This window comes from Micromonospora sp. DSM 43699, assembly GCF_055517075.1.
The window spans coordinates 13,714-38,293 of the sequence record NZ_JBTMMT010000069.1 but is presented as its reverse complement, the minus strand read 5'-3'; the positions used below and the strand labels follow the sequence as shown (position 1 = coordinate 38,293).

Genomic DNA, 24,580 nt, shown 5'->3' with positions numbered 1-24,580 from the left:
GTCAGGTGTCGAGGGAGATGATGCCGTAGTCGTAGGCGTGGCGGCGGTAGACGACGCTGGGGCGGCCGGACTCCTTGTCGTGGAACAGGTAGAAGTCGTGGCCGACGAGCTCCATCTGGAACAGGGCGTCGTCGACCGTCATCGGGTCGGCGGGGTGCACCTTGGCCCGGGCGATGTGCCAGGGCTGGTCGTCGTGCTCCTCCGGGCGCTCCTCGACGGCGGTCGCGGTGGCCGTGCCGGTGGCGGCGACGGCGACGTCGTCCAGGCCGGCCACCGGCAGACCGGCGGTGGCGGCGGCGACGGAGATCGGCGCGTGCCGGCCCCGGTGTACGCGGCGGCGGTCGGCCGCCCGGCGCAGTCGGGTGTCCAGCTTGGCGATGGCCGCGTCCAGCGCGCTGTAGAAGTCGTTGGTGCAGGCCTCGGCCCTGATCACCGGCCCCCGGGAGACACAGGTGATCTCCACTCGCTGGCAGGTGTCGGACTGCCGGGGATTGCGTTCGTGGAACAACTCCACATCGACCCGGATGAGCTTGTGATCGTAGCGCTCGATCTTCGCGAGTTTCTCCGCTACGTGTACCCGGTAATGGTCCGGCACTTCGACGTTTCGACCCTTGACCACGATGTCCACGTGACCTCCCTTTTCCGGATGGTCGGCTGATCTACGAATCCGGTCGAGCACCCTCGGGAGGGCCCCTGGGAGCGTCGACCGGTCAGGTACGGCTACGCCTCCTTCCACCGTCGGGGGCGGGTGGGAAACCCTTCCTACCCCGACACGAAAACGCTAACTCCTGTTCGCCCGACAGTCACCCCCGGTTGTGGGAAACCCTCAGAGAATTAACAGCAACCAACACCATGGGGTGAAACGGAAACACGAAGCGTCACCAATGCCGCCGCTTTTGCGTTGCACCCAACACGGCCGCGCCGTATGGCGTCATTCCCGCCGCGCGCAAGGTACGACTCATCGCCGCCAGGGTCGCCCCGGTGGTCAGGATGTCGTCCAGCACCACCACGGTCCGGCCGCCCGCGCCCCGACCGGCCCACCCCGGCCGCAGCCGGAACGCCGACGCCGCCGCCTCGGCCCGTCCCGCCCGGTCCAGCTCCACCGAGTCCGGCCGGGGTAGCGCCCGCACCGGCACCGCCGTCCGTACGTCCCAGCCGGCCCGCCGCAACCTGGCCGCCGCATGCCGGGCCAACCGGGTCAGGTGGTCGCCGTAGCGCGCCCGGGCCGCCGCCGCCCGGTCCGGCACCGGCACCAGCAGCACCGGCCGGGCCGCACCCACCGATGCCGCCACCACCTCCGCCAGCAACCCACCCAGCGGCCGGGCCAGCCCGTGCCGACCCCGTTCCTTGTACGCCAGCAGCGCCTCCCGCAGCGGGCCCGCGTACGGACCGAGGGCGTGGCAGGGCGGCAGGTCGGGCGGGGCAGGGGTGGGGCGGGCCGGAGCCGGACGCAGTGCGGCGAGCCGGTGTACGCAGTCCGGGCAGCACCCCTGCCGCAGGGTCGCGTCCCGCCGACCGCAACCCGCGCACCCGGTCGGGAAGACCAGATCGGTCAGGTCCGCCCAGAGTCCGCCGACGTCCCGCACGACCGGCTCAGAACAGGAAGAACGGCGCGGTCGGGCTGCCCGCCCGACCACCGGCGGGCGGGGGCGGCACGTCCAGCACCTGCTCGGCCCGGATCGTCTCGACCGACGGTGACCGGTAGCGGTAGGCGACGCCGTTGGCCTCGTACATCATCATGCCCGTGGGCAGCACGTACGTGGGGTTGGCCGGGTACACCGACAGGTGGGTGACCCGGGCACCGACATCGGTGACCAGCCCCGACTGCTGCACCCCGTCCACGCCCAACTCGTACACCCCGGAACGGTCGGTCGATCCGGTCACGGCCAGGGTGTTCTCCTGCGCCCAGTCCACCGCCGACAGCTCGGTCAGCGTGGTGGCGACCTGCCGCACCGGCCCGAGCGAGACCACCCCGCCGTCGAGGCCCGCCGCGCTGAGGTAGAGCCGACCACCGACGATCAGTGCGATCCGGTGCCCGTCCAGCGAGGCGGCGACCGCGCTCACCGGCCCCGCGGCGCCCACCGCGACCGGGAGCATCCGGGCCCGGTCGTCGAACCGGTAAAGCCGCCCGTCGGCCACCACCAGCCCGTAGGGCTGGGCCGCCGCGAGCGGGCGTAGCCAGACCGGCCGCCCGATCGCCGTGAACGTCTGCGTCCCCACGGTCATCGCCTGCACCGGTGCGGCACCCGACCCGGCCACCAGCCGCTGCCGTCCGCCGGGGGCGGTGCCCACCAGGGCGGCGAGGATCTTCCCGTCGGCCCGCCGCAGGGCGGCCGAGACGATGTCGTGGTTGTCCTCCGTGCGGATCGGGACGGCGCCGACAGCCTCGCCCTCGGAGGCGAGCGGCCGGATCGCCCTCTCGTAGACGGTGAACCGCTGCGGCCCCTCGGTGAGGGGGTATACCGGGTTGTCGGCGCGGTGGGCGGCCAGATCGTCGATGGTCACCCGGGACTGGTTACGGGTGGTGAGCTGAAGCGGCCCGTTCAGATCGGACAGCGTCCAGGCCAGCTGGATGCCGAGCTTCTCCAGCTTGCGGCGGTCGTCCCCGGGCAGGTCGAGGTTGACCTCCCATCGGCCGTCGGTCTTCACCGCGTTGTTGATCAGGGCGGTCCGGTCCGGCAGGCCGCTCACCCCCTGCCGGAGCCAGTCCGACGGCCCGGCGATCAGCCACTTGACCGCCTCGCTGACCAACCGCTCGGCCGGCACGGCACGGGGCAGGTAACGCTGGTCGGCCACCAGCCGGGTGGAGTCGGAGTTCCAGAAGTAGACGTTCCGGCTCTGGTAGTACGTCAGCAAGGCCACCGTGTTCAGCAGCAGGACGCTGGGTGGATCGGTGACGTAGTACCCGGCGTCCTCCGCGTCCTCCCGGCCCGGCTCGGCGGATCCGCGCAGCGAGAACCGGTACTCCGTGTCGGTCGCCACCGGCGGGCCGAGCACCCCGTTGGACCGCAGCACCCCCACCTGCTGCACCGGCACCCGGACGGTGAGCAGTCCACTGGCGTTCTGGGTGATCACCGGCTTCTCGGTCGGCCGGACCACGTTGATCACGACCTCGCTGCCCTGCTTCTCGGCCAGCCGGTCGCGGTCCTCCCGGGCGATGAACTGTTTGACCCGCGCGTACGCCCGCTCCGGCTCGCCGGCTGCGGCGGCCAGGAAGTTCTCGACGAATTTCTCCCGGTCGCTACCGCTTGCCGCGCGGGTGGGTGGCTCACTACGACCGAAGCTGGACGCGCCCGCCGAGACGGCCGGTCCCGAGCCGTCCACCTGCACGTCGGTGTGGTCGGGGATGCCGCAGCCGGCCGGGACGAGCGCCAGCAGCACGGCGCAGAGCAGCCCGGCCAGCGCGCGACGGCGGTCCACGACCGGGCCTCCAGCCGCGCGGCGGCGGTCCACGACCCGACGTCCGCCCGCGCGACGGCCGTTCACGACCCGACCTCCGCCCGGTCATCGGTGGCGGTCGGCCCCGGGCCGATGGCCAGGACGCCGTCGCCGCCGGGGCCGATGGCCAGCAGGTCGCCGTCGCGGGGGCCGCCGAAGGGCAGGGTGGCGTCGGCCGGCACCAGCCGCAGCGGTGAGGTGGTGAGTCGGTCCCCGGAGCGGACCGGCAGGGTGAGCCGGAACTGCGCGCCCTGCCCGGGTGCGCCCCACGCCTCCAGCCAGCCGCCGTGCAGGCGGGCGTCCTCCAGGCTGATCGACAGGCCGAGCCCGGTCCCGCCGGTCTGCCGGGCCCGGGACGGGTCGGCCCGCCAGAACCGGTTGAACACGAGCTTCTCCTCGCCCGGCTTGAGCCCGACCCCGTGGTCACGCACGGTGACCGCGACGGTGGTCTGGTCGACGCCCAGGGTGATCACCACCGGTTTCGCCTCGCCGTGCTCGACGGCGTTGCCGACCAGGTTGCGCAGCACCCGCTCGACCCGGCGCGGATCCACCTCGGCGATCACCGGGGTCGTCGGCACGGCCAGTTCGATGGTGACGCCGACCCGTTCGGCCAGCCCGGCGAGGCGGTCGGCGACCCGGTGCACCACCGGCACCAGGTCGGTCGGCTCGGAGTCGAGCATGGCGAAGCCGGCGTCGAAGCGGCTGATCTCCAGCAGGTCGGTGAGCAGCTCCTCGAACCGGTCCAGCTCCGCCTGGAGCAACTCGGCGCTACGCGCCACCGCCGGGTCGAACTCGTCGCGCTCGGCGAAGATCAGGTCGGCGGCCATCCGGACGGTGGTCAGCGGGGTACGCAGCTCGTGCGACACGTCGGAGGTGAACCGGCGCTGCAGCCGGGACATCTCCTCCAGGCGCAGGATCTGCCGTTGCAGGTTGGTCGCCATCTGGTTGAAGGAGGCGGCGAGCAGGGCGAGGTCGTCCTCGCCGTTGACCACCATCCGTTGGTCGAGCAGGCCGGCGGAGAGCCGCTGGGCGGTCCGCGCGGCCACCCGGACCGGGGTCACCACCAGCCGGGTGACCAGGGCGGCGAGCAGGCCGAGCAGCAGCACCAGGGCCACCCCGGTGGCCAGCACGGTGGACCGCGCGTCGGCGGCGGTGGCGTCCTGCCGGTTGAGCGGGACGAGATAGTAGAGCTCCAGCTGGCCGAAGCTGGTCGGCACCGGGGAACCGTAGACCAGGTACTTCGTCCGCTCGCCGTTGAGCCGGCCGGTGCGGATCTGGTGGGCCACCTTGCCGTCGGCGACGGCGGCCCGCAGCTCCCGGCTGACCAGCGGCCGGACGTCCGTCGCCGGTGAGGTACGGGTCTCGATGATGCCGACGTAGTTGTCGGCGGTGATCGCCACCACCACCCCGCTGGTCTGCTGAGGATCGCCCCCGGCCAGGTAGTTGACGGTGCCCTCGATGGTGTCCTGGAGCTGCGCCTCCTGCGGCTGGCTGTAGAGGGTGAACTGCTTGGCCGAGTAGTCGCTGCCGTTGCGCAGCCGCAGCAGCACGTCGGTCTCGGCGTTGTCGAGCAGGATGCTGGTGATCTTGTCAGCGATCAGGTAGGCGAAGCCGCCGACCAGCAGACTGGACACCACCAACGTGATGGTCACCACCCGGACCTGCAACGACCGCCGCCAGGTCTGCCGCAGGCCGGCGGTCACCCGCAGGCAGCGGCCCACCAGCACACGGTGCAGCGCCCGCGCGGCAGGACGCCAGCCGGCGGTGTGCTCGGGGGTGGGGTTCGGTGCGCTGGTCACTGTGTAGACCAGGCTATCCGGTACCCGCCTTGTAGCCCACGCCCCGCACGGTCAGGATGATTTCCGGCCGCTCCGGATCCGGCTCGATCTTGGCGCGGAGCCGCTGGACGTGCACGTTGACCAGGCGGGTGTCCGCCGCGTGCCGATAGCCCCAGACCTGCTCCAACAGGACCTCCCGGGTGAAGACCTGACGCGGCTTGCGGGCGAGCGCGACAAGCAGGTCGAACTCCAGCGGCGTCAGTTTCACCTCCTCGCCGTCCCGGCTGACGGTGTGGGCCGGCACGTCGATGGTGATCTGGTTGCCGGGCGGCCCGATGGTCAGCATCTCCGGTGCCACGTCCTCGCCCCGACGCAACCGGGCCCGCATCCGGGCCACCAGTTCCTTGGGCTTGAACGGCTTGACCACGTAGTCGTCGGCACCGGACTCCAGGCCGAGCACCACGTCGACGGTGTCGCTCTTGGCGGTCAGCATGACGATCGGCACGCCCGACTCGCCCCGGATGGCCCGCGCCACGTCGATACCGCTCATTCCAGGCAGCATCAGGTCTAGTAGCACGATATCGGGGCGACTGTCCCGGAACGCGGCCAACGCCCGTTCCCCGTCGGCGACGAACGAGGGCAGGAAGCCCTCACTGCGCAGGACGATGCCGAGCATCTCGGCGAGCGCGGGGTCGTCGTCGACCACCAGTACCCGGGCTCTCATGGGGTTTATGTTTCCATCCCCGTTCAGTTGGTGGGATCGGAGTCTGGATGGCACGGTACTGCCGGAAGAGGTGTCACCGCACGTCCCACGCGCGATATCTCCCCCGATGGCCGCATCGATGGGCCGCACGGCGGGTCCACCCGGCCCGTCGGGCCGTGTCACCATGATCCCCGGGCAGGTCGCCGCCCGCCAGCCACCATCCGCAGGAGTACGCGTGCCCGACGTCGGCCCGACCGCCGTGCTCCCCAGGCGTCCGCTCACCGTCGGTGAACTGCTCGACTCCGCCGTGCTGCTGCTGCGCTCCCAGGGGCGGGTGCTGGTCCCGGCGGGCGTCCTGCTCGCCACCGGTGAGCAACTACTGCTGTACCCGCTGCGCCGGCTCGCCGACGCCGTACCCCCGGTGTGGTGGAACGACAGCGGGTCGTTCCCGCTCTGGTGGCAACTGCTCGCGGTGGGCGCGGCCAGCGAGGCGGTGATCGTCCTGCTGCTGGGCAACCCGGCCGCGCGGGCGGCCGGCGTGGCGCTGCTGGGTCGCCGGGCCGGCGTGGGCGAACTGCTCCGCCCGGCCGGGGCCCGCTGGGGCGTCACCCTGCTGCTCGCCCCGGTGGTCGGCCTGCTGATGCTGGTCACGGCGCTGCTCGGCCCGGCCTGGCTGGTCGGCTACGGCCTGCTCGGCTCGGTCGCCGCGGCGGTGGTGCTGGACCGGACGCCCGGGGTGTCGGTGGTGGTCCGCGCGGCCCGCGTCGCGACCCGGGGCCGGGCCGCCGCCGTCCGGGTGCTCGGATACCTCGGCTGGTGGGTGCTGCGGGTCGGCCTGGCCCTCGGCCTCTTCTTCGGCGTCCAGTCGCTGCACCTGGTCGACCTGGCCGACCCGACCGTCCGGGTCGCCGCCACGATGGTCGCCTGGGCGGCGGTGAACAGCGTCGCCTACCCCGCTCTGGCCTGCCTGGACGCGGTGCTCCACCTGGACACCCGGATGCGCACCGAAGGGCTGGACATCCAGCTGGCCCGTACCCCCGCCCGGGTCCTCGCGGCCGGCCTGCCGGCGGCCGACCGGTGAGCCGGTGGTGGACGGAGTCCGTCGCCGCGCTCGGCGACGTGCTGCCGCTGCCGCTGGCGGCGCTGCTGCTGGTGCTGGCCGCCGGGCTGACCGCGCTCGCCTGGTACCACTTCCCGGCCTGGGTGCCGCGCCGACTGCCCCGGTTCCGGCTCCGGTTCCCCCGGCTCCGGTTGCCCCGGTGGCGGCGACGACGCCGGGCGCACCGGCCGGCCGCCGGCACGGCCGCTGCCGGGCTGCCCCGCCCCCGCACCGGTGACGACACCACCCCCGTCGGCCCCGGGCGGTCCCTGGCCGACCGGCTGGCCGCCGAGGGCCGGTACGCCGAGGCCGTCCGGGAGCGGCTGCGCGACATGGTCCGCCGGCTGGTCGCCGTCGGCGCGGTGGCCCCCCGCCCGGGGATGACGGTCACCGAGTTGACCGACGCGGCGGCCCGCGCCCGCCCCCAGGTCGCCCCGCCGCTGCGCGCCGCCGGGGCGATCTTCACCGAGCTGTGGTACGCCCAACGCCCGGCCGCCGCCGGACACGACCACCGGATGCGGGAACTCGCCGACGACCTGGACCGGGCGCTCGCCACCCCACCGCCGGACGGGAGCACCCCGTGACCCGACCCACCACCGCGCGACGGCACCCGGTGACCCGGTCCACCGCCCCAGCCGCGCCCCGGGATCTGCCGTGACCCGTCCCGCCACACCGCCGACCGGCGGCCCACCTGTCGCACCGCCGACCGGCAGCCCACCACCTGTCGCACCGCCGACCGGTGTACGCCCGCAGGCCGGTCCGCCGGCACCGGCCCGGCGGCGGCGACGCCGGCACCGGGTGCTCGTTCCGTTGGCGCTGGCCGCCGCACTGATCGCCGGCACCATCGGTGCGCACGCCCTGGACCAGCCCGACCCGACCGATCCCGGTTTCCTCTCCCCGGTCGCCACCGACGACGACGGTGGCAGCCGCCTGGCCGACGCGCTGCGCGCCCGGGGCGTCACCGTCCAGCGGGAGACCGACCTGCTGCCCGCGCTGCTCGCCCTCGACAGCACCGCGTCCACCCTCTTCGTCCCGGCACCGGAACTGCTGCATCCGGACACCCTCGGTGCGCTCGGCGAACTGCCGGCCGGGCGGCGGCTGGTCCTCGTCGACCCCTCCCGGCGGGTACTGGAATCGGCCGGCCTGCCGCTGGTGCCGACCGACCGTCGGTGGGCCACCCGGGCGGTCGGACCGGAGACCGACGGCCGGCCCTGCCCGCTGCCCGAGACGACCCGGGCCGGGGTCGCCGCCGCCCAGCTCCAGCGGTACGCCGCCGCACCCGGCATGCCGGTCGCCCTGGACCGCTGCTACTCCGCCGGCCTGGTCCGGCTGCCCGGCCGGGCCGAGACGGTGGTGATCGGCGCCAGCGACCCGTTCCGCAACGACCGGATCGCCGAACGGGGCAACCGGGCGCTCGGCACCGGCCTGCTCGGCGTCCACGACCGGGTGGTCTGGCTGGACCTGGACGGTCCGGCACCGGCACCGTCGTTCGGCCGTACCGACGGCAGCGGAGAACCCGCCTGGTCGCCCACCCCCGGCGGCTCCACCGAGTACGACGGCGGCGGCACCGGTGAGGGCGAGGGTCGACCGGGTGGCCCCCGTCCCTCCTCCGGCGACGACGGGTCGGGCGACCCTCCGGACCAGGCCGGTCCTCCACCACCGGCCGACCATCCGCTGCTGGACGCCTTCCCGCCCTGGTTCTGGGCGTTGCTGGTGCAGCTCGCCCTGGTCACCCTGCTGGTCGTGCTCTGGCGGGCCCGCCGACTCGGCCCGCCGGTGACCGAGCCGCTGCCGGTCGAGGTCCGCGCCGCCGAGACCGTCCTCGGCCGGGCCCGGCTCTACCAGCGGGCGCGTGCCCGGGGTCCGGCCGCCGCGACCCTGCGTACCGCCGCGCTGGACCGGCTGCGTGGCCGGCTCGGTCTGCCCGCCGCCACCGGGCCCGGGGAGCTGGCCGCCCGGGTGGCCGAGCGGGTCGGCGGCACCCCGGAGCAGATCCGCGAACTGCTCTACGGCCGGGCCCCGGAGACCGACGCCGAACTGCTGGAGCTGGCCCGGTCGCTGGACCGGCTGACCCGTACCGTGGCGGCAGCCCCCGGCCGCCCGACCGAAGGAGACCACAGGTGACCCGACCCGCCACCGCCGTCGAGCCCACAGCCGGCCCGGACGACGCCCGGGCCGCCCTGCACCGGCTGCGCACCGAGGTGGCCAAGGCGGTCGTCGGCCAGGACGCCGTGGTCACCGGCCTGGTCATCGCGCTGCTCTGCCGGGGGCACGTCCTGCTGGAGGGGGTGCCGGGGGTGGCCAAGACGCTGCTGGTCCGCACCGTCGCCACCGCCCTCGACCTGGACTCCAAGCGGGTCCAGTTCACCCCCGACCTGATGCCCGGCGACGTCACCGGTTCGCTGATCTTCGACCCGCGCACCGCCGCGTTCACCTTCCGGGAGGGGCCGGTCTTCACCAACCTGCTGCTCGCCGACGAGATCAACCGGACCCCGCCGAAGACCCAGTCGGCGTTGCTGGAGGTGATGGAGGAGCGCCAGGTGTCGGTGGAGGGCGCCCGCCGGCCGCTGCCGGACCCGTTCATCGTGGCCGCCACCCAGAACCCCGTCGAGTATGAGGGCACCTACCCCCTGCCCGAGGCGCAGCTCGACCGGTTCCTACTCAAGTTGACCGTGCCACTGCCCAACCGGGACGAGGAATTGGGCGTGCTGCGCGCCCACCACGCCGGGTTCGACCCGCGGGACCTCGGCGCGGCCGGCGTACGACCGGTGGCCGGGGCCGCCGACCTGGCCGCCGCCCGGGAGGCGGTCGGCCGGGTGCACGTGGCCGAGGCGGTGCTCGGCTACATCGTGGACCTGTGCCGGGCCACCCGGGCCACCCCGGCGCTGGAGCTGGGTGCCTCGCCCCGGGGCGCGACCGGGCTGCTGAGCACGGCGAAGGCGTGGGCCTGGCTCGCCGGCCGCGACCACGTCACCCCCGACGACGTGAAGGCCACCGCCCGCCCGACGCTGCGGCACCGGCTGCGGCTGCGCCCCGAGGTGGAGTTGGAGGGGGTCGGGGTCGACATGGTGCTCGACACGGTGCTGGCCACCGTGCCGACCCCGCGATGACCTGGCGGGCGGCCGTTCTGCTGCTGGTGGGCGTGCCCACCCTGGCGTTCTGGCCGGACCCGTTGCTCGGGGTGGCCGTGATGACCGGCGCGGTGCTGCTGCTGACCGCCGTGGACTGGGCGCTCGCCGCCCCGCTGCACGGGATCACCGTCGACCGCGAAGGTGACAGCGCCGTCCGGCTCGGCCACCCCGCGACCGTCACCCTGCGCCTGTCCAACACCTCCGGCCGTACGCTGCGCGCCCAGGTGCGCGACGGGTGGGTGCCGTCCGCCGGGGCCCGTCCGGACGTACCGCCGGGTCGGGTGTCGCGGGTCGGACCCGGCGGGGTGCTGGTGCTGCCCAGCCGGCTCACCCCCACCCGGCGCGGCGACCGGCCGGCGGTGACGGTGACGGTGCGCTCGCTCGGGCCGCTCGGGTTGGCCTTCCGGCAGCGGGCCGGTCGGCCGGTCGCCCCCGGCTGGACGCTGCGGGTGCTGCCCCGGTTCGACTCCCGGCGGCACCTGCCGGAGAAACTGTCCCGGCTGCGGGTCATCGACGGCACCCAGGTCACCCGGGGGCGGGGCCAGGGCACCGAGTTCGACACCCTGCGCGAGTACGTGGTCGGCGACGACGTCCGGTCGATCGACTGGCGGGCCAGCGCCCGCCGCTCGGACGTGCTGGTCCGCACCTGGCGGCCGGAGCGCGACCGCCGGTTGGTCTGCGTGCTGGACACCGGCCGCACCTCGGCGGTACGCGTCGGCGACGAGCCCCGGCTGGACACCGCCATCGACGCGGCGCTGCTGCTGACCGCGCTGGCCTCCCGGGCCGGCGACCGGGTCGACCTGCTCGCCGCCGACGCCGGGATCCGCGCCACGGTCACCGGCAGCGGCCAGCCGGCCCTGCTCCACCGGCTGGTGCACGCGCTCGCGCCGCTGCACCCGGCGCTCGTCGAGACCGACTTCGAGCTGATCGTCGCGGAGATCCTGCGCCGGCACCGGCGACGCAGCCTGGTGGTGCTCTTCACCGCCCTGGAGGCGGGCGCGCTCGCCGAGGGTCTGCTGCCGGTGCTGCCCCGGCTGGCCGCCCGGCACCGGGTGATCGTGGCGGCCGTGCACGACCCGGTGCTCACCACGCTGACCACCGCCCCGCCGGTACGCCCCGAGGACGCCTATGCCGCCGCGGCCGGCTGGCGGGCGCTCGCCGAACGGAACCAGGTCCGCACCGCCCTCGGCAGGTACGGCGTGACAGTGGTGGACGCCCCGGCGGCCCGGCTCGCCCCCGCCCTGGCCGACACCTACCTCCGCCTCAAGGCCCTCGGCCAGCTCTGACAGTGGGATCCCACCCTCCGACAGTGGGGAGGTCAGCGCGGGCGGTGGGTGGGGTACCAGGCGCGGGCGGGATCGGTGGAGGGCCAGAGTTCGGCCAGCCACGGGTCGGCCCGCTCGGCCGGTACGCGTCCGGCGGCGACCGCCCGGCGACCGAGCAGCACCACGTACGCCAGGAAGCCCAGCCACACCGCCGCGCCCACGCCGACCCGCAGCGCCACCGGCACCGGTGACGGGGTGACGAACGCCTCCAGCAGTGCGGAGATCGCGAAGAGCCCCACCAGGCCCACCGCGACCAGGATCGCCGAGCGGCCCGCCTCGGCGACCGCCCGGCCCCGGCCCAGGTGATCCGGCGGTGAGATCCAGGCCCAGGCGGTCTGCAACCCCACCCCGGCCGCGACGAAGACCCCGGTCAGCTCCAACAGCCCGTGCGGGGTGATCAGTCCGAAGAAGACGTCGGCCCGGCCGTAGGAGACCATCACCCCGCCCACCACGCCGACGTTCAGCGCGTTCTGCCACAGCAGGTAGAGCACCGGCACCACGAGCACCCCCGACGCCAGGCACTGGGCGGCGATCCAGGCGTTGTGGGTCCACAGGTGGAAGGCGAACGTCGGTGCCGAGAACTCGGTGTAGTAGCCGGCGAAGCCGGAGTCGACAAGGTCGGCGGCGGCCTCCTGGCCGATGAACGCGGCGGCGGTGCCGGGGTTGGCCGCGACGTACCAGATGAGGAAGCCGCTGAGCAGGCTGAACCCGGTGGCCACCGCACACCACCACGGCCAGGCCCGGTAGACCGCGCCGGGGAAGCCGACGGTGACGAACCGCCCGAGGGCGGCCCAGGACGGCCGGCGGCGGCCGGTGATCCGGGCGCGGGCCCGCAGCACCAGCTGGGAGAGCCGGCCGACCAGGGCCGGATCGGGTGCCCGGCTGCGCAGCGCCGACAGGTGGGTGGCGGTGCGCTGGTAGAGGACGATCATCTCGTCGATCTCGTCGACGTCGAGCCGGCGACGGTCGCAGTACAGCTCCAGCCGTCGCCACTCGTGGCCGTGCTCGGCGACGTACGCGTCGAGATCCACTGGTCCTCCCCCGTCCCGCGCCCATAGTGTTCACTGTCCGGGTGAGCGCGCAACCACCGGTGCCGGCCGGCGTCGGCCCGGCGGGCAGTTGGGCAGACCTCGGAGCAGCCGTCGGCCCGGCCGATCGAGGGGCGGACGCCGGGCTGGTCAGCGGCGAGGCCGTCGAGCTGGACGTCCGGGCGGCACGACTCGGTTCCCGGGTGCTGGCGCTGCTGATCGACATCGCCGGTCAACTGCTCTGCGCGGTCCTGCTGGCCCTCACGCTGACCCCGCTGGTGCTGATCCTGCTCCCCGAACCGGTGGTGGACCGCGCACTCACCGGAGCACTGGAGACGCTCGGCCTGGTGCTGGTGGTCGTCGGTTACCCGGTCGCCTGGGAACGCCTCAACCACGGCCGTACGCCCGGCAAGCTCGCGGTGGGGCTGCGGGTGGTCAGCGCCGACGGCGGTCCGGTGGAGTTGCGGCAGTCGTTGACCCGGGCGCTGGTGGGGGCGGCGGTGGAGTGGCCGGGGCTGGTGCTGCCGCTGCTGAGCTGGGTGGCCGGGGCCACGGTGATGCTGACCGACCCGCGCGGCCGACGGCTGGGCGACCTGGTGGCCGGCACCATGGTGGTGCACACCCGGACCACGCAGACCTGGCGACCGGCCCCACGGATCATCCCACCGTTGGCCGGATGGGCGGCCACCCTGGACCTGACCAGGCTCGACGACGCGCTGGCCCTGGCGGTACGGCAGTACCTGACCAGGGGCGAGCAGATCGTCGAGCCGTACCGGAGCCGGTTGGCCCGGGGGTTGTGGGGCGAGGTGGCGGCGGTGACCACCCCGACGCCGCCGCCCGGCGTACCGGAGTCGTTGCTGTTGGCGGCGGTGCTGGCGGAACGCAACAGGCGGGGTGCGCTGCGGCTGCACCGCAACCGGGCACTCACCGCCACCATCTGGTCCGACCCGAATCCGGCCCCGGCCAGCCCCGCCCCCGCCGGTCCGCCGACCACCACCGGTCAACCGACCACCCTCGGGCCGCCGACCACCACCGGTCAACCGGCCACCGCCGGGGTACGCCCTGTCGGGCCGGCGCTCCGGGCGGCATCGCCGGACCGGCCGGCCTGACCGGATCGGTGCTCAGCTGAACAGGGCGCGGCCCCACCAGTCGGCGGCGTCGCGCACCCCGGGCGGGCAGGCGAACAGGCCGCTGGAGACGTGCCGCAGGTACTCGTTCATCGAGTCGTTGCGGGCGAGCTGGGTCTGGATCGGCACGAACTGCCGGCGCGGGTCCCGCTGGTAGGCCATGAAGAACAGCCCGGCGTCGAGCCGGCCCAGCCCGTCCGACCCGTCGACGTAGTTGTAGCCGCGGCGCAGCAACCGGGCACCGTTGTTCAGGGTGGGATGGGCGAGCCGCACGTGCGAGTCGACGGCGATCACCGGCTGGCCGTCGTCGCCCTTCGCGGCGAAGTCCGGCTCGTCGAACTCGTCCCGACGGCCCAGCGGAGCGCCGCTGCCCTTGGTCCGGCCGACGATCTGTTCCTGCTCGACGAGCGAACTGCGGTCCCAGGTCTCGATCTGCATCCGGATCTTGCGGGTGACCAGGTAGGACCCGCCGGCCATCCAGTCCGTACCGTCGTCCGGGTGGGCCCAGAGCTGCTCGCGCAGCAGCCCGGCGTCCTCGGCCTTCAGGTTGGCGGTGCCGTCCTTGAAGCCGAAGAGGTTACGCGGGGTCGCCTGGTCCCGCGACGTCGACGAGGTACGCCCGAAGCCGAGCTGCGACCAGCGGACGCTGACCACGCCCATCCCGATCCGGGCCAGGTTGCGGATGGCGTGCACCGCCACCTGCGGGTCGTTGGCGCAGGCCTGCACGCACAGGTCACCACCGGAGATCTCCGGGCGCAACGCGTCCCCGGCGAAGTGCGGCAGGTCGGCCAGCGCGGCGGGCCGGCGGGCGGCGATGCCGAACCGGTCCCGGCCCTGCGCGTCGCGGAACAGCGTCGCACCGAAGCCAACGGTCAGGGTCAGCTGCGACGGGGGTAGGCCCAGCGCCTCACCGGTGTCGTCCGGCGGCGCCTCCGGCATGCCGCCGACGGCGCCGATCACCCCGGCGTCCTTCCCGCCGGTCATCCGGGCGGCGGCGGCCGTCCACTCCTGGAGCATCGCGACCAACCGGTCCCGGTCCTTGGTGATCACGTCGAAGGCGACGAAGTGCAGCCGGTCCTGGGCCGGGGTGGTGATCCCGGCCTGGTGCTCACCGTGGAACGGCACCGCCCCGGCGGCCCCGTCGTACGCGGCGGCCCGGTCACCGTCGCGGGTCAGCGCGCCCGCTCCGGCGGCCACCCCGGCGACCCCGGCGACGCCGACCCCGGCGAGGGTGATCGCCCGCCGTCGGGACAGCCGGCGCCGACCCCGGCCGGCGGTGCTGCTCTGCTCGCTCATCGACTCTCCTGGGAGGGACCGGCCACCCTCGGGCGGCGGCGACCTTGCTGACCCGTCGTCACCTGGCGACGGCGGCGGCGACCTTGCTGATCGGCTCGGCGAGGGCGTTGATGCTGTCCGACAGCTCCTTGAGCTCGGCCTTGCTCAGCTGGGTGTGCAGCTTCCAGCCGTCGCCGTCGCGGTGCTTGCCGAGCGCCGCCTCCACGTTGGCGAACTCCTTGTCGAGCTGGGCGACCAGCTCCGGGGCGCGCTGTTCCAGCGCCGGGCGCAGCGCGGCGACGGCCGCCTTGGAGCCCTCCAGGTTGGCGTTGAAATCCCAGAGGTCGGTGTGCGAATACCGCTCCTCCTCGCCGGTGATCTTGCCGCTGGCCACCTCGTCGAGCAGTGCCTTGGCCCCGTTGGCGAGCTGGAGCGGGGTGAGCTTCTCGGCGTTGGCCCGTGCCACGATCTCCTTGACGTCGGCCAGCAGCCGGTCGGCGATCGGACCGTCCTTGCTGATGTCGCCGGTGGTCCAGAGGTCCTTCTCGATGCGGTGGAAGCCGGTGAACTCCATGCCCTCCTCGACCACCTCCTCCCGACCGTCGATCTTGGGGTCGAGGTCGCCGAAGCTCTCCGCGACCGGCTCGATCCGCTCCCAGTAGGTGCGGGCCACCGGGTACAGCGCCTTGGCCTTCGGCACGTCGCCGGCCTTGACCGCGGCGACGAACTCCTCGGTCTTGGTGAGCAGGGCGGCGGTCTGGCTGGTCACGTACCGCTGGTAGCTGGCGGTGGCCTCGGTCAGCGCGGCGTCCGGGGCGACGGTCGCGGCGGTGCCGCTGACCTTCAGCGCGCCCCGGATGCCCCGGCCGCTCATCCCCGGCTTGCAGGCCGTCTCGTACGTCCCGGCGGGCAGCTCCACCCGCAGCTCCCGGCTGAGCCCGGGGGCGATGTTCTCCACCTCGCCCATCACCCGGTCACCGGCGGCATAGACGTAGAACTCGTTGACCTTGCTGCCGGAGTTGGTCACCGTGAACGTCGCCTGGCCGGCGTCCAGCTCGGTCACGTCGACCTCGCACACGCTGTCGGTGGCCTTGACCTTGACCGTGTTGCCGGTGCCGGCGTCCTGCCGGTCGTCCTTGGCACCGCAGGCGGTGACACCGGTGAGGGCCAGCGCGCCGACGGCGGCGGGCACCAGGAAACGGGTGGTACGCATGTTGCTTGTCTCCTCGCAGAGGGCGGTGGATCAGACGCGCCGCGACCCGGCCGGCTGCGCGGTGGTGTCGGGGGTGGCGGGTCGCTCGGGTGCGTCGGCCGGCACGGGCTTCGCGGGGGTCGCCGGTCGACGCAGGAACAGCACAAGCACCGGTACGGCGTACGCCACCCAGGCCACCGTCTCCAGCACGCTCGGCGCGGCGGTGATGTTGAACATGCCGGCGAGCAGGGCGGCGTACCAGGTGCTGGGGTCGAGCACACCGGTGATGTCGAAGGCCAGGTCGTTGAGGCCGGGCAGCACCCCGGCCTCCTGGAAGTCGTGCACGCCGTACTTGAGGATGCCGGCGGCAACCAGGATCAACAGCGCGCCCGTCCAGGTGAAGAACGTCGACAGGTTGATCCGCAGGGCGCTGCGGTAGATCAGGAAGCCGATCCCGACGGCGGTGGCGATGCCGCCGACCAGGGCCAGCAGCGGCCCGGAGCCGGTGCCCCCGGTCGCGCTCTGCGCCGCCGAGTAGAAGATCAGGGCGGTCTCCAGACCCTCCCGGATCACCGCGAGGAAGGCCATCCCGGCCACCGCTAGGGAACCGACGGCGAGCGCCTCGCTCAGTTTGCCGCGCAGCTCGCCGGCGATCGTCCGGGCGGCCCGGCGCATCCAGAAGATCATCCAGGTCACGAAGACCACGGCGGCCACCGAGGTGACCGCCTCGAACAGCTCCCGGTCCTCGGAGCGGGCCAGCAGCGAGGTCGAGGTGTACTCGATGAGCCAGCCGAAGAGGATCGAGAGCGCCACGGCGAGCCCGACGCCGGCCCACACCTGGGGTAGCCGGTCGCGGCGCTGCGACTTGACCAGAAAGGCGATCAGGATGCTGACGACGAGCGTCGCCTCCAGGCCCTCCCGCAGGCCGATCAGGTACGTGGCGAACATCGGTACTCCGTGTGGTGGTCAGGCATGCCTCAGGTAACTTAGGGCAGCCATACCTTCCTCCTGATCGAGGGCCACGTCAAGTCGTTCATGACAAGGTTCACCCTGGTCGGGAGCAGCGCTCGGAGAGCCTGCCGAGGGGTGTCCCACCGCCGCCCGACGTGACACGATCCCAGGTGTTCCCCAGGACAGGACGGTCATGCCCGACGCGCTGCGCAGCCCCCTCCGCCGCCCACCGGCCGGTTCGCCCGCCCCGGGTGCGCTTCACCACCGTCGGCCGGGACACCGCCGGTGAAGGGCTTCGGCCCGTGGCTGGGCGTACTCGCGCTGGTGCTCGTCCTCAACGCGCTCCGGCTGCGCCCGCTGGCCGTGGCGGTCTCCCTCGCCTGGCTCGTCTGGTGCGTGTGGACCTGGATCCGCCCGGCCCGCCGCAGACCCGACGCACCCTGACCTCGACACGAGGGAGGGGGCCGGCCATGTCGCGGTCGGCCCCCTCCCTCGTCAGGCGCGGTGCTCAGTAGCGGTAGTGCTCCGGCTTGAACGGGCCCTCCGTGGAGACGCCGAGGTAGGCGGCCTGCTCCTTGGTCAGCTCGGTCAGCCGGGCGCCCAGCGCACCCAGGTGCAGCCGGGCGACCTTCTCGTCCAGGTGCTTGGGGAGCACGTAGACGCCGGTCGGGTACTCGTCGGTCTTGGTGAACAGCTCGATCTGCGCGATCGTCTGGTTGGCGAACGAGTTCGACATCACGAAGCTCGGGTGACCGGTGGCGTTGCCCAGGTTCAGCAGGCGGCCCTCGGAGAGCACGATGATGGCGTGACCGTCGTCGAAGCGCCACACGTCGACCTGCGGCTTGATGTTCTCCCGGGTGACGTCCGAGCGCTTCATCAGGCCGGCCATGTCGATCTCGTTGTCGAAGTGGCCGATGTTGCCCACGATGGCCTGGTGCTTCATCCGGGCCATGTGCTCGTTGGTGATCACGTCGAAGCAGCCGGTCGCGGTGATGAAGATGTCGGCCTGCTCGACCACGTCCTCCAGGGTGGCGACCTGGTAGCCGTCCATCGCCGCCTGGAGGGCGCAGATCGGGTCGACCTCGGTCACCACGACCCGGGCGCCCTGGCCGCGCAGCGACTCGGCGCAGCCCTTGCCCACGTCGCCGTAGCCGAGCACGACTGCCATCTTGCCGCCGATCAGCACGTCGGTGGCCCGGTTGATGCCGTCGATCAGCGAGTGCCGACAGCCGTACTTGTTGTCGAACTTGCTCTTGGTCACCGAGTCGTTCACGTTGATCGCCGGGAAGAGCAGGGTGCCGGCCCGGTGCATCTCGTAGAGCCGGTGCACGCCGGTGGTGGTCTCCTCGGTGACGCCCTTGATGCCGGCGGCGATCCGGGTCCACCGCTGGTTGTCCTCGGCGAGGCTGCGGTGCAGCACCTCGAGGATGACCGCGAACTCCTCGGAGTCGGCGGACTCGACAGGCGGGACGACCCCGGCCTTCTCGAACTCGACGCCCTTGTGGACCAGCAGGGTGGCGTCACCGCCGTCGTCCAGGATCATGTTCGGGCCCTGGCCGTCCGGCCAGGCGAGCACCTGCTCGGTGCACCACCAGTACTCCTGGAGGCTCTCGCCCTTCCAGGCGTAGACCGGGACGCCGGCCGGTGCCTCGGGGGTGCCCTCGGGGCCGACCACGATGGCCGCGGCGGCGTGGTCCTGGGTGGAGAAGATGTTGCAGGACGCCCAGCGGACCTGCGCGCCGAGGGCGACCAGGGTCTCGATCAGGACGGCCGTCTGGATGGTCATGTGCAGCGAACCGGTGATCCGGGCGCCGGCGAGCGGCTGGGCGTCGGCGAATTCACGGCGGATCGCCATCAGGCCGGGCATCTCGTGCTCGGCGAGGCGGATCTCCTTGCGCCCGAACTCGGCGAGCGACAGATCCGCCACCTTGTAGTCGCCCTCGGCGAGGGCGCTCGGCCGGGCGTCGCTGGATGACGCCGGGAGGGTGCTGGTCATGAAGGCTCCTGTCGAACGATGGCTGCGCAACCATCCACCTTACGCGCGCAGCCGAGGGATGCACGGCGGGCCGTCCCCGGAACGACGCACGGCGGTGGGTGCCGGACAGCGCACGGGACGGTCGGTGCCCGGACAGCGCGCGGGGCGGCCGGCGTCGGACGGAAACTCCGCCCACCTGCCGACCGCCCCGTGCATCCCCCCGGTTTGGTTCCCCCGCGCGCCGCCGGACCTTCGTCACGACAACGCTGCGCACACATGAAGTTACCCTAAGCCATGGCGCTATCACGCCAATTCCGGAAAGTCGGATTTGTGGCGTGTCGGGGTTTCTATGATTTTTCGCTGCCGACAACGATCTGACCGCCCCGCCCCGCTGCGGGCTGCGGGCTGTCTGTACCGTCAGGCGCCGCAGGTGGCGACGAACGCCTCACCCGTACCTGAGACGACCAGGGTCGTCGCGGTGGCCGCGCCCACGGCGGCCTGTCCCGGCCCGAGCGTCACCGCGCCGGCCCCGTCGTCCACCGCGACCCTGCCCCGGTGGCAGAGCACCACCCGGGGGCCCGGCAGCGGCAACCGCACCTGCGGCCCGGCCGCGTCCACAGTCACCCGGTGCAGCGCGAACTCGTCCACCGGCACCGGCCAGCGCACCACGCCGGGCATGACCGGACAGGCGACGACCACCGGATCGTCGAGCACCTCGAAACGCAGCACCCGCAGCAACTCGTCGACGTCCACGTGCTTCGGGGTGAGCCCGCCACGCAGCACGTTGTCACTGGCCGCCATGATCTCCACCCCGGTGCCGTGCAGGTAGGCGTGCAGGTTGCCGGCCGGCATCCAGATCGCCTCCCCCGGCGTCAGCCGCACATGGTGCAGCAGCAACGCCACGAGCACCCCCGGGTCGGCCGGGTAGCGGGCCGACAACTCCCGGGCCAGTTCCGCATCCGGCCCGGCGACGTCCGCCGTGCGCACCGCGTCGATCAGCCCGGCACGGTCCACGTCCGGCCAGCTCAGCAGCGCGCGTACGGCCTCCCTCAGCCCCGCCGGCCCGGCCCGCAACGCGGCCACCACCGGCGACAACTCCGGTACGCCGAACCCGGCCAACGCCGTCGCCGACACCCCCGGGTCACGGAACCCGCAGAGCGCGTCGAACGGTGTCAACGCGACAAGCAACTCCGGCTTGTGGTACGGATCGACGTAGTTGCGCGGCCCCTCCGCCCGGCCCGCCTCGGCCGCGTGCCCGCCCCGGGCCTGCTCGGCCGCGTAGCCGGCGCGGGCCTGCTCGGCGTCCGGGTGGGCCTGGAGACTCAGCGGGGCGTCCGCGGCGAGCACCTTCACCAGGAACGGCAGTCGGGTGCCGAACCGGCCGACCAGCCGGTCGCCGAGCCAGTGACCCGGCTCGGCGACCAGCAGGTCGGTCAGGTTCACCCGCTCGCCGCCGCGGTCGACCGTGGCCGGGCCGCCCGGGTGGGCGCCCAGCCACAGTTCCGCCTCCGGGCCGGCGCTGGGCACCGGTCGCCCCTGCAGCTCGGCGATCGCGGAGCGGGATCCCCAGGCGTAGTCGCGGATCGACCCGTGCAGCAGTTCCACGGTCAGCCTCCGGCCCGACCGGCCACCTCGTCCGACTCGGTCGCCGGGGATACCACCGCGGTCGGCGCGGCCGTTCCGGTGCCCGCCCGCTCGGCGGCGACGCTGTAGATGTCCGGCTCCAGGTAGATCACCCGGGCGATCGGCACGGCCGCGCGGATCCGCGCCTCGACCGCGTTGATCCCCCTGGCCAGCTCCTCGGCGCTCTCACACGCCGGGACGCCGATCTTGGCGGCCACCATCAGCTCCTCCGGGCCGAGGTAGAGCGTCTTCATGTGGATGATCCGCTCGACCTCCGGGCCGCCGGTGACGGCCCGCTCGATGGTCGCCAGGTCGCCCGGGTCGGCACCCTCACCGAGCAGCAGGCTCTTCGTCTCGATCGCCAGCACGATCGCGATGATCACCAGCAGTACACCGATCATCGCGGTGCCGGCGGCGTCCCACATGCCGTTGCCGGTGATCAGCGTGAGCCCCACGCCGAACAACGCGAGCACCAGACCGACCAGCGCGCCGAAGTCCTCCAGCAGCACCACCGGCAGCTCCGGCGCCTTCGCCCGGCGGATGAAGTTCACCCAGGACTGGTTGCCCCGGGTGTGGTTGGACTCCTTGATCGCGGTACGGAACGAGAAGCCCTCCATCACGATGGCGGCCAGCAGCACCGTCACCGGCACCCACTGCCACGCGGTGATCGGGTGCGGGTCGGACGCCTTGTGCCACGCCTCGTAGAGCGCGAAGAGACCACCGAGGCTGAACAGCACGATCGACACGATGAACGCGTAGATGTAGCGCTCCCGGCCGTACCCGAAGGGGTGCTCCGGGGTGGCCGCCCGCTTGGCCCGCTTGCCACCGAGCAGCAGCAGCGCCTGGTTGCCCGAGTCGGCCACCGAGTGGATCGACTCCGCCAGCATCGACGAAGAGCTCGTCAGCAGGAACGCGATGAACTTGGTGATCGCGATGCCGACGTTCGCCAGCAGGGCGGCGATGATCGCCTTGGTCCCGCCGTTCGCGCTCACGCCGCCACCCCGCCGCGCGACGCGGCGACGTGGGACGCCGCACTCCTGAGCCCGATGGCGCGGTCCCTGCGTCCGTTCACTGGTTCGACAGCTCCTTCATCTCGGTGACGGCCGGAACGGCCATCGGGTCCAGCCCATGGGCCAGGGCCAGATAGATCGACGCGAAGTCGGGCACCGCGATGAGCGAGGCGAGCCGTTCCAGCGCGGAACCACCCTCGGCGGTGACCACGTCGCAGCGCACGCCGCGCCGCTCCGCGAGGGTCTGTACCGCGTCGGCGCGGCGCTCCTCGACGGCGAGCGGCTCGTCGGTGTCGTCGTCGGCGTTGAGGCCACCGTCGCGCAGCAGCACCAGCCGCAACCGGGTCGGGTCGGGCTCGGCCTCGTCCGCGTCGGCGAAGATGTCCCGGGTCGACTCCACCAGGCCGCCGAAGACGCCGTCGAGCAGGCCGACCCGGCCCCGGCCGGCCTCACCCAACGCCCCGGTGACCACCGGGTAGCGGGCGTTGGCCGACAGCGTGTCGCCGAACCGGCGGGCCGCCACGGTGGCCAGCGGGGACGAACCCCAGACGATCGGGATCGACCCGGCCAGCCCCAGGGCCAGCGACTTCGCCGGGTTGACGAAGGACTCGGCGGTCGACCGGCACCGGTCGGCGTCGGCGTCCAGCCGGGCCGCCGTCTCGGCCAGATCCGCCTCGTTGACCTTCACCAGGCCGAGCGTACGGGCGGCGAGCAGAACCGGCACGGTGAGCGCCCAGAGGCTGGCGCGGGCCGGGGCGCGACGGGGCACCGGGATGAACGGTGCCCTGGCCCGTTCGGCCACCGACTGCAACTGCGAGTCGGGGGCGCCGACCGCGACCAGCCGGGCACCCCGGCGGTGCGCGGCCTCGGCGGCACCCAACGCCTCCGGGCTGCGACCGGACGCGCTGACCGCGATCACCACGTCGGCCGCGCCGACCCAGCCGGGCACCCCGGCGCTGCGATGCGGGATGACCGGCACCGGGCAGCGCGGCCCGGCGACCGTGGCGAGCACGTCCCCGGTACGCCCGGCGGTGCCGATGCCGGCGATGACTACCGCCCGGGGGCGGCCCTCGTCCTCCAGCAGCGCCAGGTTGGCCTCGGCGGCCAGCGCGGCGGACTCCCGCACCTGGGCCCCGGCCGAGGCGGTGAAGCGCAGCATGCCACCCGGGTCGTGGCTGGCGACCGCGTCCGGGTCGTCAAGCATCGATTCGTTGGCCACCCGCCGGCCACTGACGCCGGCCGTTCCGTCCATCACCGCTGCGCCTCCGGCCCGCCGCGCGCCTCGTCCAGCAGCAGCACCGGCACGTCGTCACGCACCTCGAAGATGCGACCGCACTGCGTGCAGGTGAGGGTCTGGGCCTGAGCGTCGTAGTCCAGCGGTGCGTGGTGTGTGTCCGGGCAGGCGAGGATCTCGAGCAACTGCGGGTCCAGGGCCACGGCGCGGCTCCTTCCACGTGTGTGGTCTGTGCCGGTCGGCGGTGCCGACCGGCGGAGGGGATCTTATCGGCGAACCCGTTCCAGCACCTCGTCGCGCAGCGAGGTCATCCGCTCCTCGGTCGGGCCCTCCACGTTGAGTCGCAGCAGCGGCTCGGTGTTGGAGGCGCGCAGGTTGAACCAGGCACCGTCGGGGAAGCGCAGGGTGAGCCCGTCCAGCTCGTCGGCCTCCGCCTGCGGGTACGCGGCGCGCACCTCGGCCACCCGGGCGGCCTGGTCGGTCACCGTGGAGTTGATCTCGCCGGAGGCGACGTACCGTTCGTAGACGCTGGCCAGCAGCGACAGTGGCTGGGACTGCTCGCCCAGCGCGGCCAGGGTGTGCATGGCGGCGAGCATGCCGGTGTCGGCGAACCAGAAGTCCCGGAAGTAGTAGTGCGCGGAGTGCTCACCGCCGAAGATCGCGTTGGTGCGCGCCATCTCGGCCTTGATGAAGGAGTGGCCGACCCGGGCCACCACCGGCACGCCCCCGTGCTCCCGGATGATCTCCGGCACCGCCCGGGAGGTGATCAGGTTGTGGATCACCGTGGAGCCCGGGTGCTTGGCCAGCTCGCGGGCGGCGACCAGGGCGGTGATCGCCGACGGGGAGACCGGCTCACCCCGCTCGTCGACCACGAAGCAGCGGTCGGCGTCGCCGTCGAAGGCCAGGCCGAGATCGGCGGAGTGCGCCACCACCGCGCGCTGGAGGTCGACCAGGTTCTTCGGATCGAGCGGGTTGGCCTCGTGGTTCGGAAAGGTGCCGTCCAACTCGAAGTAGAGCGGCACGATCTCCAGCGGCAGCGCCGGCAACGCCGCGTCGCCGAGCACGCTCGGCACCGTGTAGCCGCCCATCCCGTTGCCCGCGTCCACCACCACCTTGAGCGGGCGGATGGTCGACAGATCGACCAGCTTGCGCAGGTGGGCCGCGTAGTCGGGGAGCAGGTCGCGCCGGTCGACCGGGGCCGGCGACGCGGCGGGCGGCCGGGTGCCGGCGTCCAGCAGTGCCTGGGCCCGGACCCGGATGTCGGCAAGACCGCTGTCCTGACCGATCGGGCGGGCACCGGAGCGGCACATCTTGATGCCGTTGTACTGCGCCGGGTTGTGACTGGCGGTGAACATCGCCCCGGGCAGGCCCAGCGCGCCGGAGGCGTAGTAGAGCAGGTCGGTGGAGGCCAGCCCCAACTCGATCACGGCCCGCCCCTCGGCCCGTACGCCGACGGCGAAGGCGGCGGCCAGCCCCGGGCCGGTGGCCCGCATGTCGTGCGCGACCAGCACGGCGTCGCCCGGCTCCCCGGACTCGTTGAGCACCTGGGTGAGGGCGGCACCGAGCGCCTCGGCGGCCCGCTCGTCCCACTGGTCGGGCACCGTCCCCCGGACGTCGTACGCCTTCACGATCTGGGACAGGTCAGACACCGGTTTCAGCTCCTCGGCAGGGGTCGTCAACGACCCTGAGCG

22 protein-coding genes are annotated in these 24,580 nt (G+C 73.3%); 7 read left to right on the top strand and 15 right to left on the bottom strand.

Annotated features, from left to right (window positions below; all coding sequences use genetic code 11):
* Window position 1: 1 nt before the first annotated feature.
* The 5 genes from hpf to mtrA form a co-directional block, all read right to left on the bottom strand.
* Window positions 2-628 (bottom strand): ribosome hibernation-promoting factor, HPF/YfiA family, encoded by a 627-nt coding sequence (hpf, locus tag AC0AIB_RS25820; protein WP_328339858.1) that lies wholly within the window; start codon window positions 626-628, stop codon window positions 2-4.
* A 250-nt stretch (window positions 629-878) separates the two neighbouring features.
* Window positions 879-1,586, bottom strand: a complete 708-nt coding sequence (locus AC0AIB_RS25815; RefSeq protein WP_328339860.1) for a ComF family protein — start codon at window positions 1,584-1,586, stop codon at window positions 879-881.
* Window positions 1,587-1,593: 7 nt separating this feature from the next.
* Window positions 1,594-3,420, bottom strand: a complete 1,827-nt coding sequence (locus tag AC0AIB_RS25810; RefSeq protein WP_328339862.1) for an LpqB family beta-propeller domain-containing protein — start codon at window positions 3,418-3,420, stop codon at window positions 1,594-1,596.
* 62 nt (window positions 3,421-3,482) lie between these two features.
* Window positions 3,483-5,237: an MtrAB system histidine kinase MtrB gene (gene mtrB / locus AC0AIB_RS25805; RefSeq protein WP_442930552.1), complete on the bottom strand. Its 1,755-nt coding sequence runs from the start codon at window positions 5,235-5,237 to the stop codon at window positions 3,483-3,485.
* Window positions 5,238-5,250: 13 nt separating this feature from the next.
* Window positions 5,251-5,940 carry an MtrAB system response regulator MtrA gene (gene mtrA / locus AC0AIB_RS25800; protein WP_067306208.1) on the bottom strand — a complete coding sequence of 230 codons (690 nt, stop codon included), beginning with the start codon at window positions 5,938-5,940 and terminating at the stop codon, window positions 5,251-5,253.
* A 214-nt stretch (window positions 5,941-6,154) separates the two neighbouring features.
* Between mtrA and AC0AIB_RS25795 the strand changes: the two genes are divergently transcribed.
* The 5 genes from AC0AIB_RS25795 to AC0AIB_RS25775 all read left to right on the top strand — a co-directional run bounded on the left by AC0AIB_RS25795 (window position 6,155) and on the right by AC0AIB_RS25775 (window position 11,435).
* Window positions 6,155-7,000 (top strand): hypothetical protein, encoded by an 846-nt coding sequence (locus AC0AIB_RS25795; RefSeq protein ID WP_328339866.1) that lies wholly within the window; start codon window positions 6,155-6,157, stop codon window positions 6,998-7,000.
* Window positions 6,997-7,602 (top strand): DUF4129 domain-containing protein, encoded by a 606-nt coding sequence (locus AC0AIB_RS25790; RefSeq protein WP_465097664.1) that lies wholly within the window; start codon window positions 6,997-6,999, stop codon window positions 7,600-7,602. The genes AC0AIB_RS25795 and AC0AIB_RS25790 overlap by 4 nt, the downstream gene beginning before the upstream one ends.
* Before the next feature lie 70 nt (window positions 7,603-7,672).
* Window positions 7,673-9,142 (top strand): DUF4350 domain-containing protein, encoded by a 1,470-nt coding sequence (locus AC0AIB_RS25785; protein ID WP_328339870.1) that lies wholly within the window; start codon window positions 7,673-7,675, stop codon window positions 9,140-9,142.
* Window positions 9,139-10,128 (top strand): AAA family ATPase, encoded by a 990-nt coding sequence (locus AC0AIB_RS25780; RefSeq protein ID WP_465097663.1) that lies wholly within the window; start codon window positions 9,139-9,141, stop codon window positions 10,126-10,128. The genes AC0AIB_RS25785 and AC0AIB_RS25780 overlap by 4 nt, the downstream gene beginning before the upstream one ends.
* On the top strand, window positions 10,125-11,435 hold the full coding sequence (locus AC0AIB_RS25775) for a DUF58 domain-containing protein (RefSeq protein ID WP_465097662.1): 1,311 nt from the start codon (window positions 10,125-10,127) through the stop codon (window positions 11,433-11,435). The genes AC0AIB_RS25780 and AC0AIB_RS25775 overlap by 4 nt, the downstream gene beginning before the upstream one ends.
* A 32-nt stretch (window positions 11,436-11,467) precedes the next feature.
* On the opposite strand, the gene AC0AIB_RS25770 is transcribed toward AC0AIB_RS25775, so the two are convergent.
* Window positions 11,468-12,505 (bottom strand): stage II sporulation protein M, encoded by a 1,038-nt coding sequence (locus AC0AIB_RS25770; RefSeq protein WP_328339876.1) that lies wholly within the window; start codon window positions 12,503-12,505, stop codon window positions 11,468-11,470.
* Between the two features lie 41 nt (window positions 12,506-12,546).
* Here AC0AIB_RS25770 and AC0AIB_RS25765 point away from each other — a divergent pair, with 41 nt between their 5' ends.
* Window positions 12,547-13,611: an RDD family protein gene (locus tag AC0AIB_RS25765; RefSeq protein WP_328339878.1), complete on the top strand. Its 1,065-nt coding sequence runs from the start codon at window positions 12,547-12,549 to the stop codon at window positions 13,609-13,611.
* 12 nt (window positions 13,612-13,623) lie between these two features.
* Here AC0AIB_RS25765 and efeB read toward each other — a convergent pair whose 3' ends face one another.
* Genes efeB through efeU form a run of 3 tightly spaced genes read right to left on the bottom strand, consistent with a single transcriptional unit; the run spans window position 13,624 to window position 17,044 of the window.
* On the bottom strand, window positions 13,624-14,925 hold the full coding sequence (gene efeB, locus AC0AIB_RS25760; protein ID WP_465097661.1) for an iron uptake transporter deferrochelatase/peroxidase subunit: 1,302 nt from the start codon (window positions 14,923-14,925) through the stop codon (window positions 13,624-13,626).
* A gap of 58 nt (window positions 14,926-14,983) precedes the next feature.
* Window positions 14,984-16,117 carry an iron uptake system protein EfeO gene (gene efeO, locus AC0AIB_RS25755; RefSeq protein ID WP_328339882.1) on the bottom strand — a complete coding sequence of 378 codons (1,134 nt, stop codon included), beginning with the start codon at window positions 16,115-16,117 and terminating at the stop codon, window positions 14,984-14,986.
* A gap of 30 nt (window positions 16,118-16,147) precedes the next feature.
* On the bottom strand, window positions 16,148-17,044 hold the full coding sequence (efeU, locus tag AC0AIB_RS25750) for an iron uptake transporter permease EfeU (protein WP_328339884.1): 897 nt from the start codon (window positions 17,042-17,044) through the stop codon (window positions 16,148-16,150).
* A gap of 288 nt (window positions 17,045-17,332) precedes the next feature.
* Between efeU and AC0AIB_RS25745 the strand changes: the two genes are divergently transcribed.
* Complete coding sequence (locus tag AC0AIB_RS25745) at window positions 17,333-17,491, top strand: hypothetical protein (protein WP_465097660.1); 159 nt, start codon at window positions 17,333-17,335, stop codon at window positions 17,489-17,491.
* A gap of 64 nt (window positions 17,492-17,555) precedes the next feature.
* Here the strand turns inward: AC0AIB_RS25745 and ahcY are convergent, their stop codons facing one another.
* The 6 genes from ahcY to AC0AIB_RS25715 form a co-directional block, all read right to left on the bottom strand.
* Window positions 17,556-19,043, bottom strand: a complete 1,488-nt coding sequence (gene ahcY / locus AC0AIB_RS25740) for an adenosylhomocysteinase (protein ID WP_328339888.1) — start codon at window positions 19,041-19,043, stop codon at window positions 17,556-17,558.
* A gap of 396 nt (window positions 19,044-19,439) precedes the next feature.
* Window positions 19,440-20,627: a mannose-6-phosphate isomerase, class I gene (manA, locus tag AC0AIB_RS25735; protein WP_328339890.1), complete on the bottom strand. Its 1,188-nt coding sequence runs from the start codon at window positions 20,625-20,627 to the stop codon at window positions 19,440-19,442.
* A gap of 2 nt (window positions 20,628-20,629) precedes the next feature.
* Window positions 20,630-21,637, bottom strand: a complete 1,008-nt coding sequence (locus AC0AIB_RS25730) for a cation diffusion facilitator family transporter (RefSeq protein ID WP_328339892.1) — start codon at window positions 21,635-21,637, stop codon at window positions 20,630-20,632.
* A gap of 76 nt (window positions 21,638-21,713) precedes the next feature.
* Window positions 21,714-22,910, bottom strand: a complete 1,197-nt coding sequence (locus AC0AIB_RS25725; RefSeq protein ID WP_328339894.1) for an SIS domain-containing protein — start codon at window positions 22,908-22,910, stop codon at window positions 21,714-21,716.
* A complete protein-coding gene (locus AC0AIB_RS25720; protein ID WP_088642951.1) occupies window positions 22,907-23,092 on the bottom strand; it encodes a Trm112 family protein in 186 nt (61 codons plus the stop codon). The genes AC0AIB_RS25725 and AC0AIB_RS25720 overlap by 4 nt, the downstream gene beginning before the upstream one ends.
* Window positions 23,093-23,155: 63 nt before the next feature.
* Window positions 23,156-24,538, bottom strand: a complete 1,383-nt coding sequence (locus AC0AIB_RS25715) for a phosphomannomutase/phosphoglucomutase (RefSeq protein WP_328339898.1) — start codon at window positions 24,536-24,538, stop codon at window positions 23,156-23,158.
* Window positions 24,539-24,580 lie beyond the last annotated feature (42 nt).

Bases quoted from the DNA above. Each gene is read 5' to 3' on its own strand.
- mtrA (WP_067306208.1), bottom strand. From the start codon at position 5,940: ATGAGAGCCCGGGTACTGGTGGTCGACGACGACCCCGCGCTCGCCGAG.
- AC0AIB_RS25775 (WP_465097662.1), top strand. From the start codon at position 10,125: ATGACCTGGCGGGCGGCCGTTCTGCTGCTGGTGGGCGTGCCCACCCTG.
- efeB (WP_465097661.1), bottom strand. From the start codon at position 14,925: ATGAGCGAGCAGAGCAGCACCGCCGGCCGGGGTCGGCGCCGGCTGTCC.
- efeO (WP_328339882.1), bottom strand. From the start codon at position 16,117: ATGCGTACCACCCGTTTCCTGGTGCCCGCCGCCGTCGGCGCGCTGGCC.
- efeU (WP_328339884.1), bottom strand. From the start codon at position 17,044: ATGTTCGCCACGTACCTGATCGGCCTGCGGGAGGGCCTGGAGGCGACG.
- ahcY (WP_328339888.1), bottom strand. From the start codon at position 19,043: ATGACCAGCACCCTCCCGGCGTCATCCAGCGACGCCCGGCCGAGCGCC.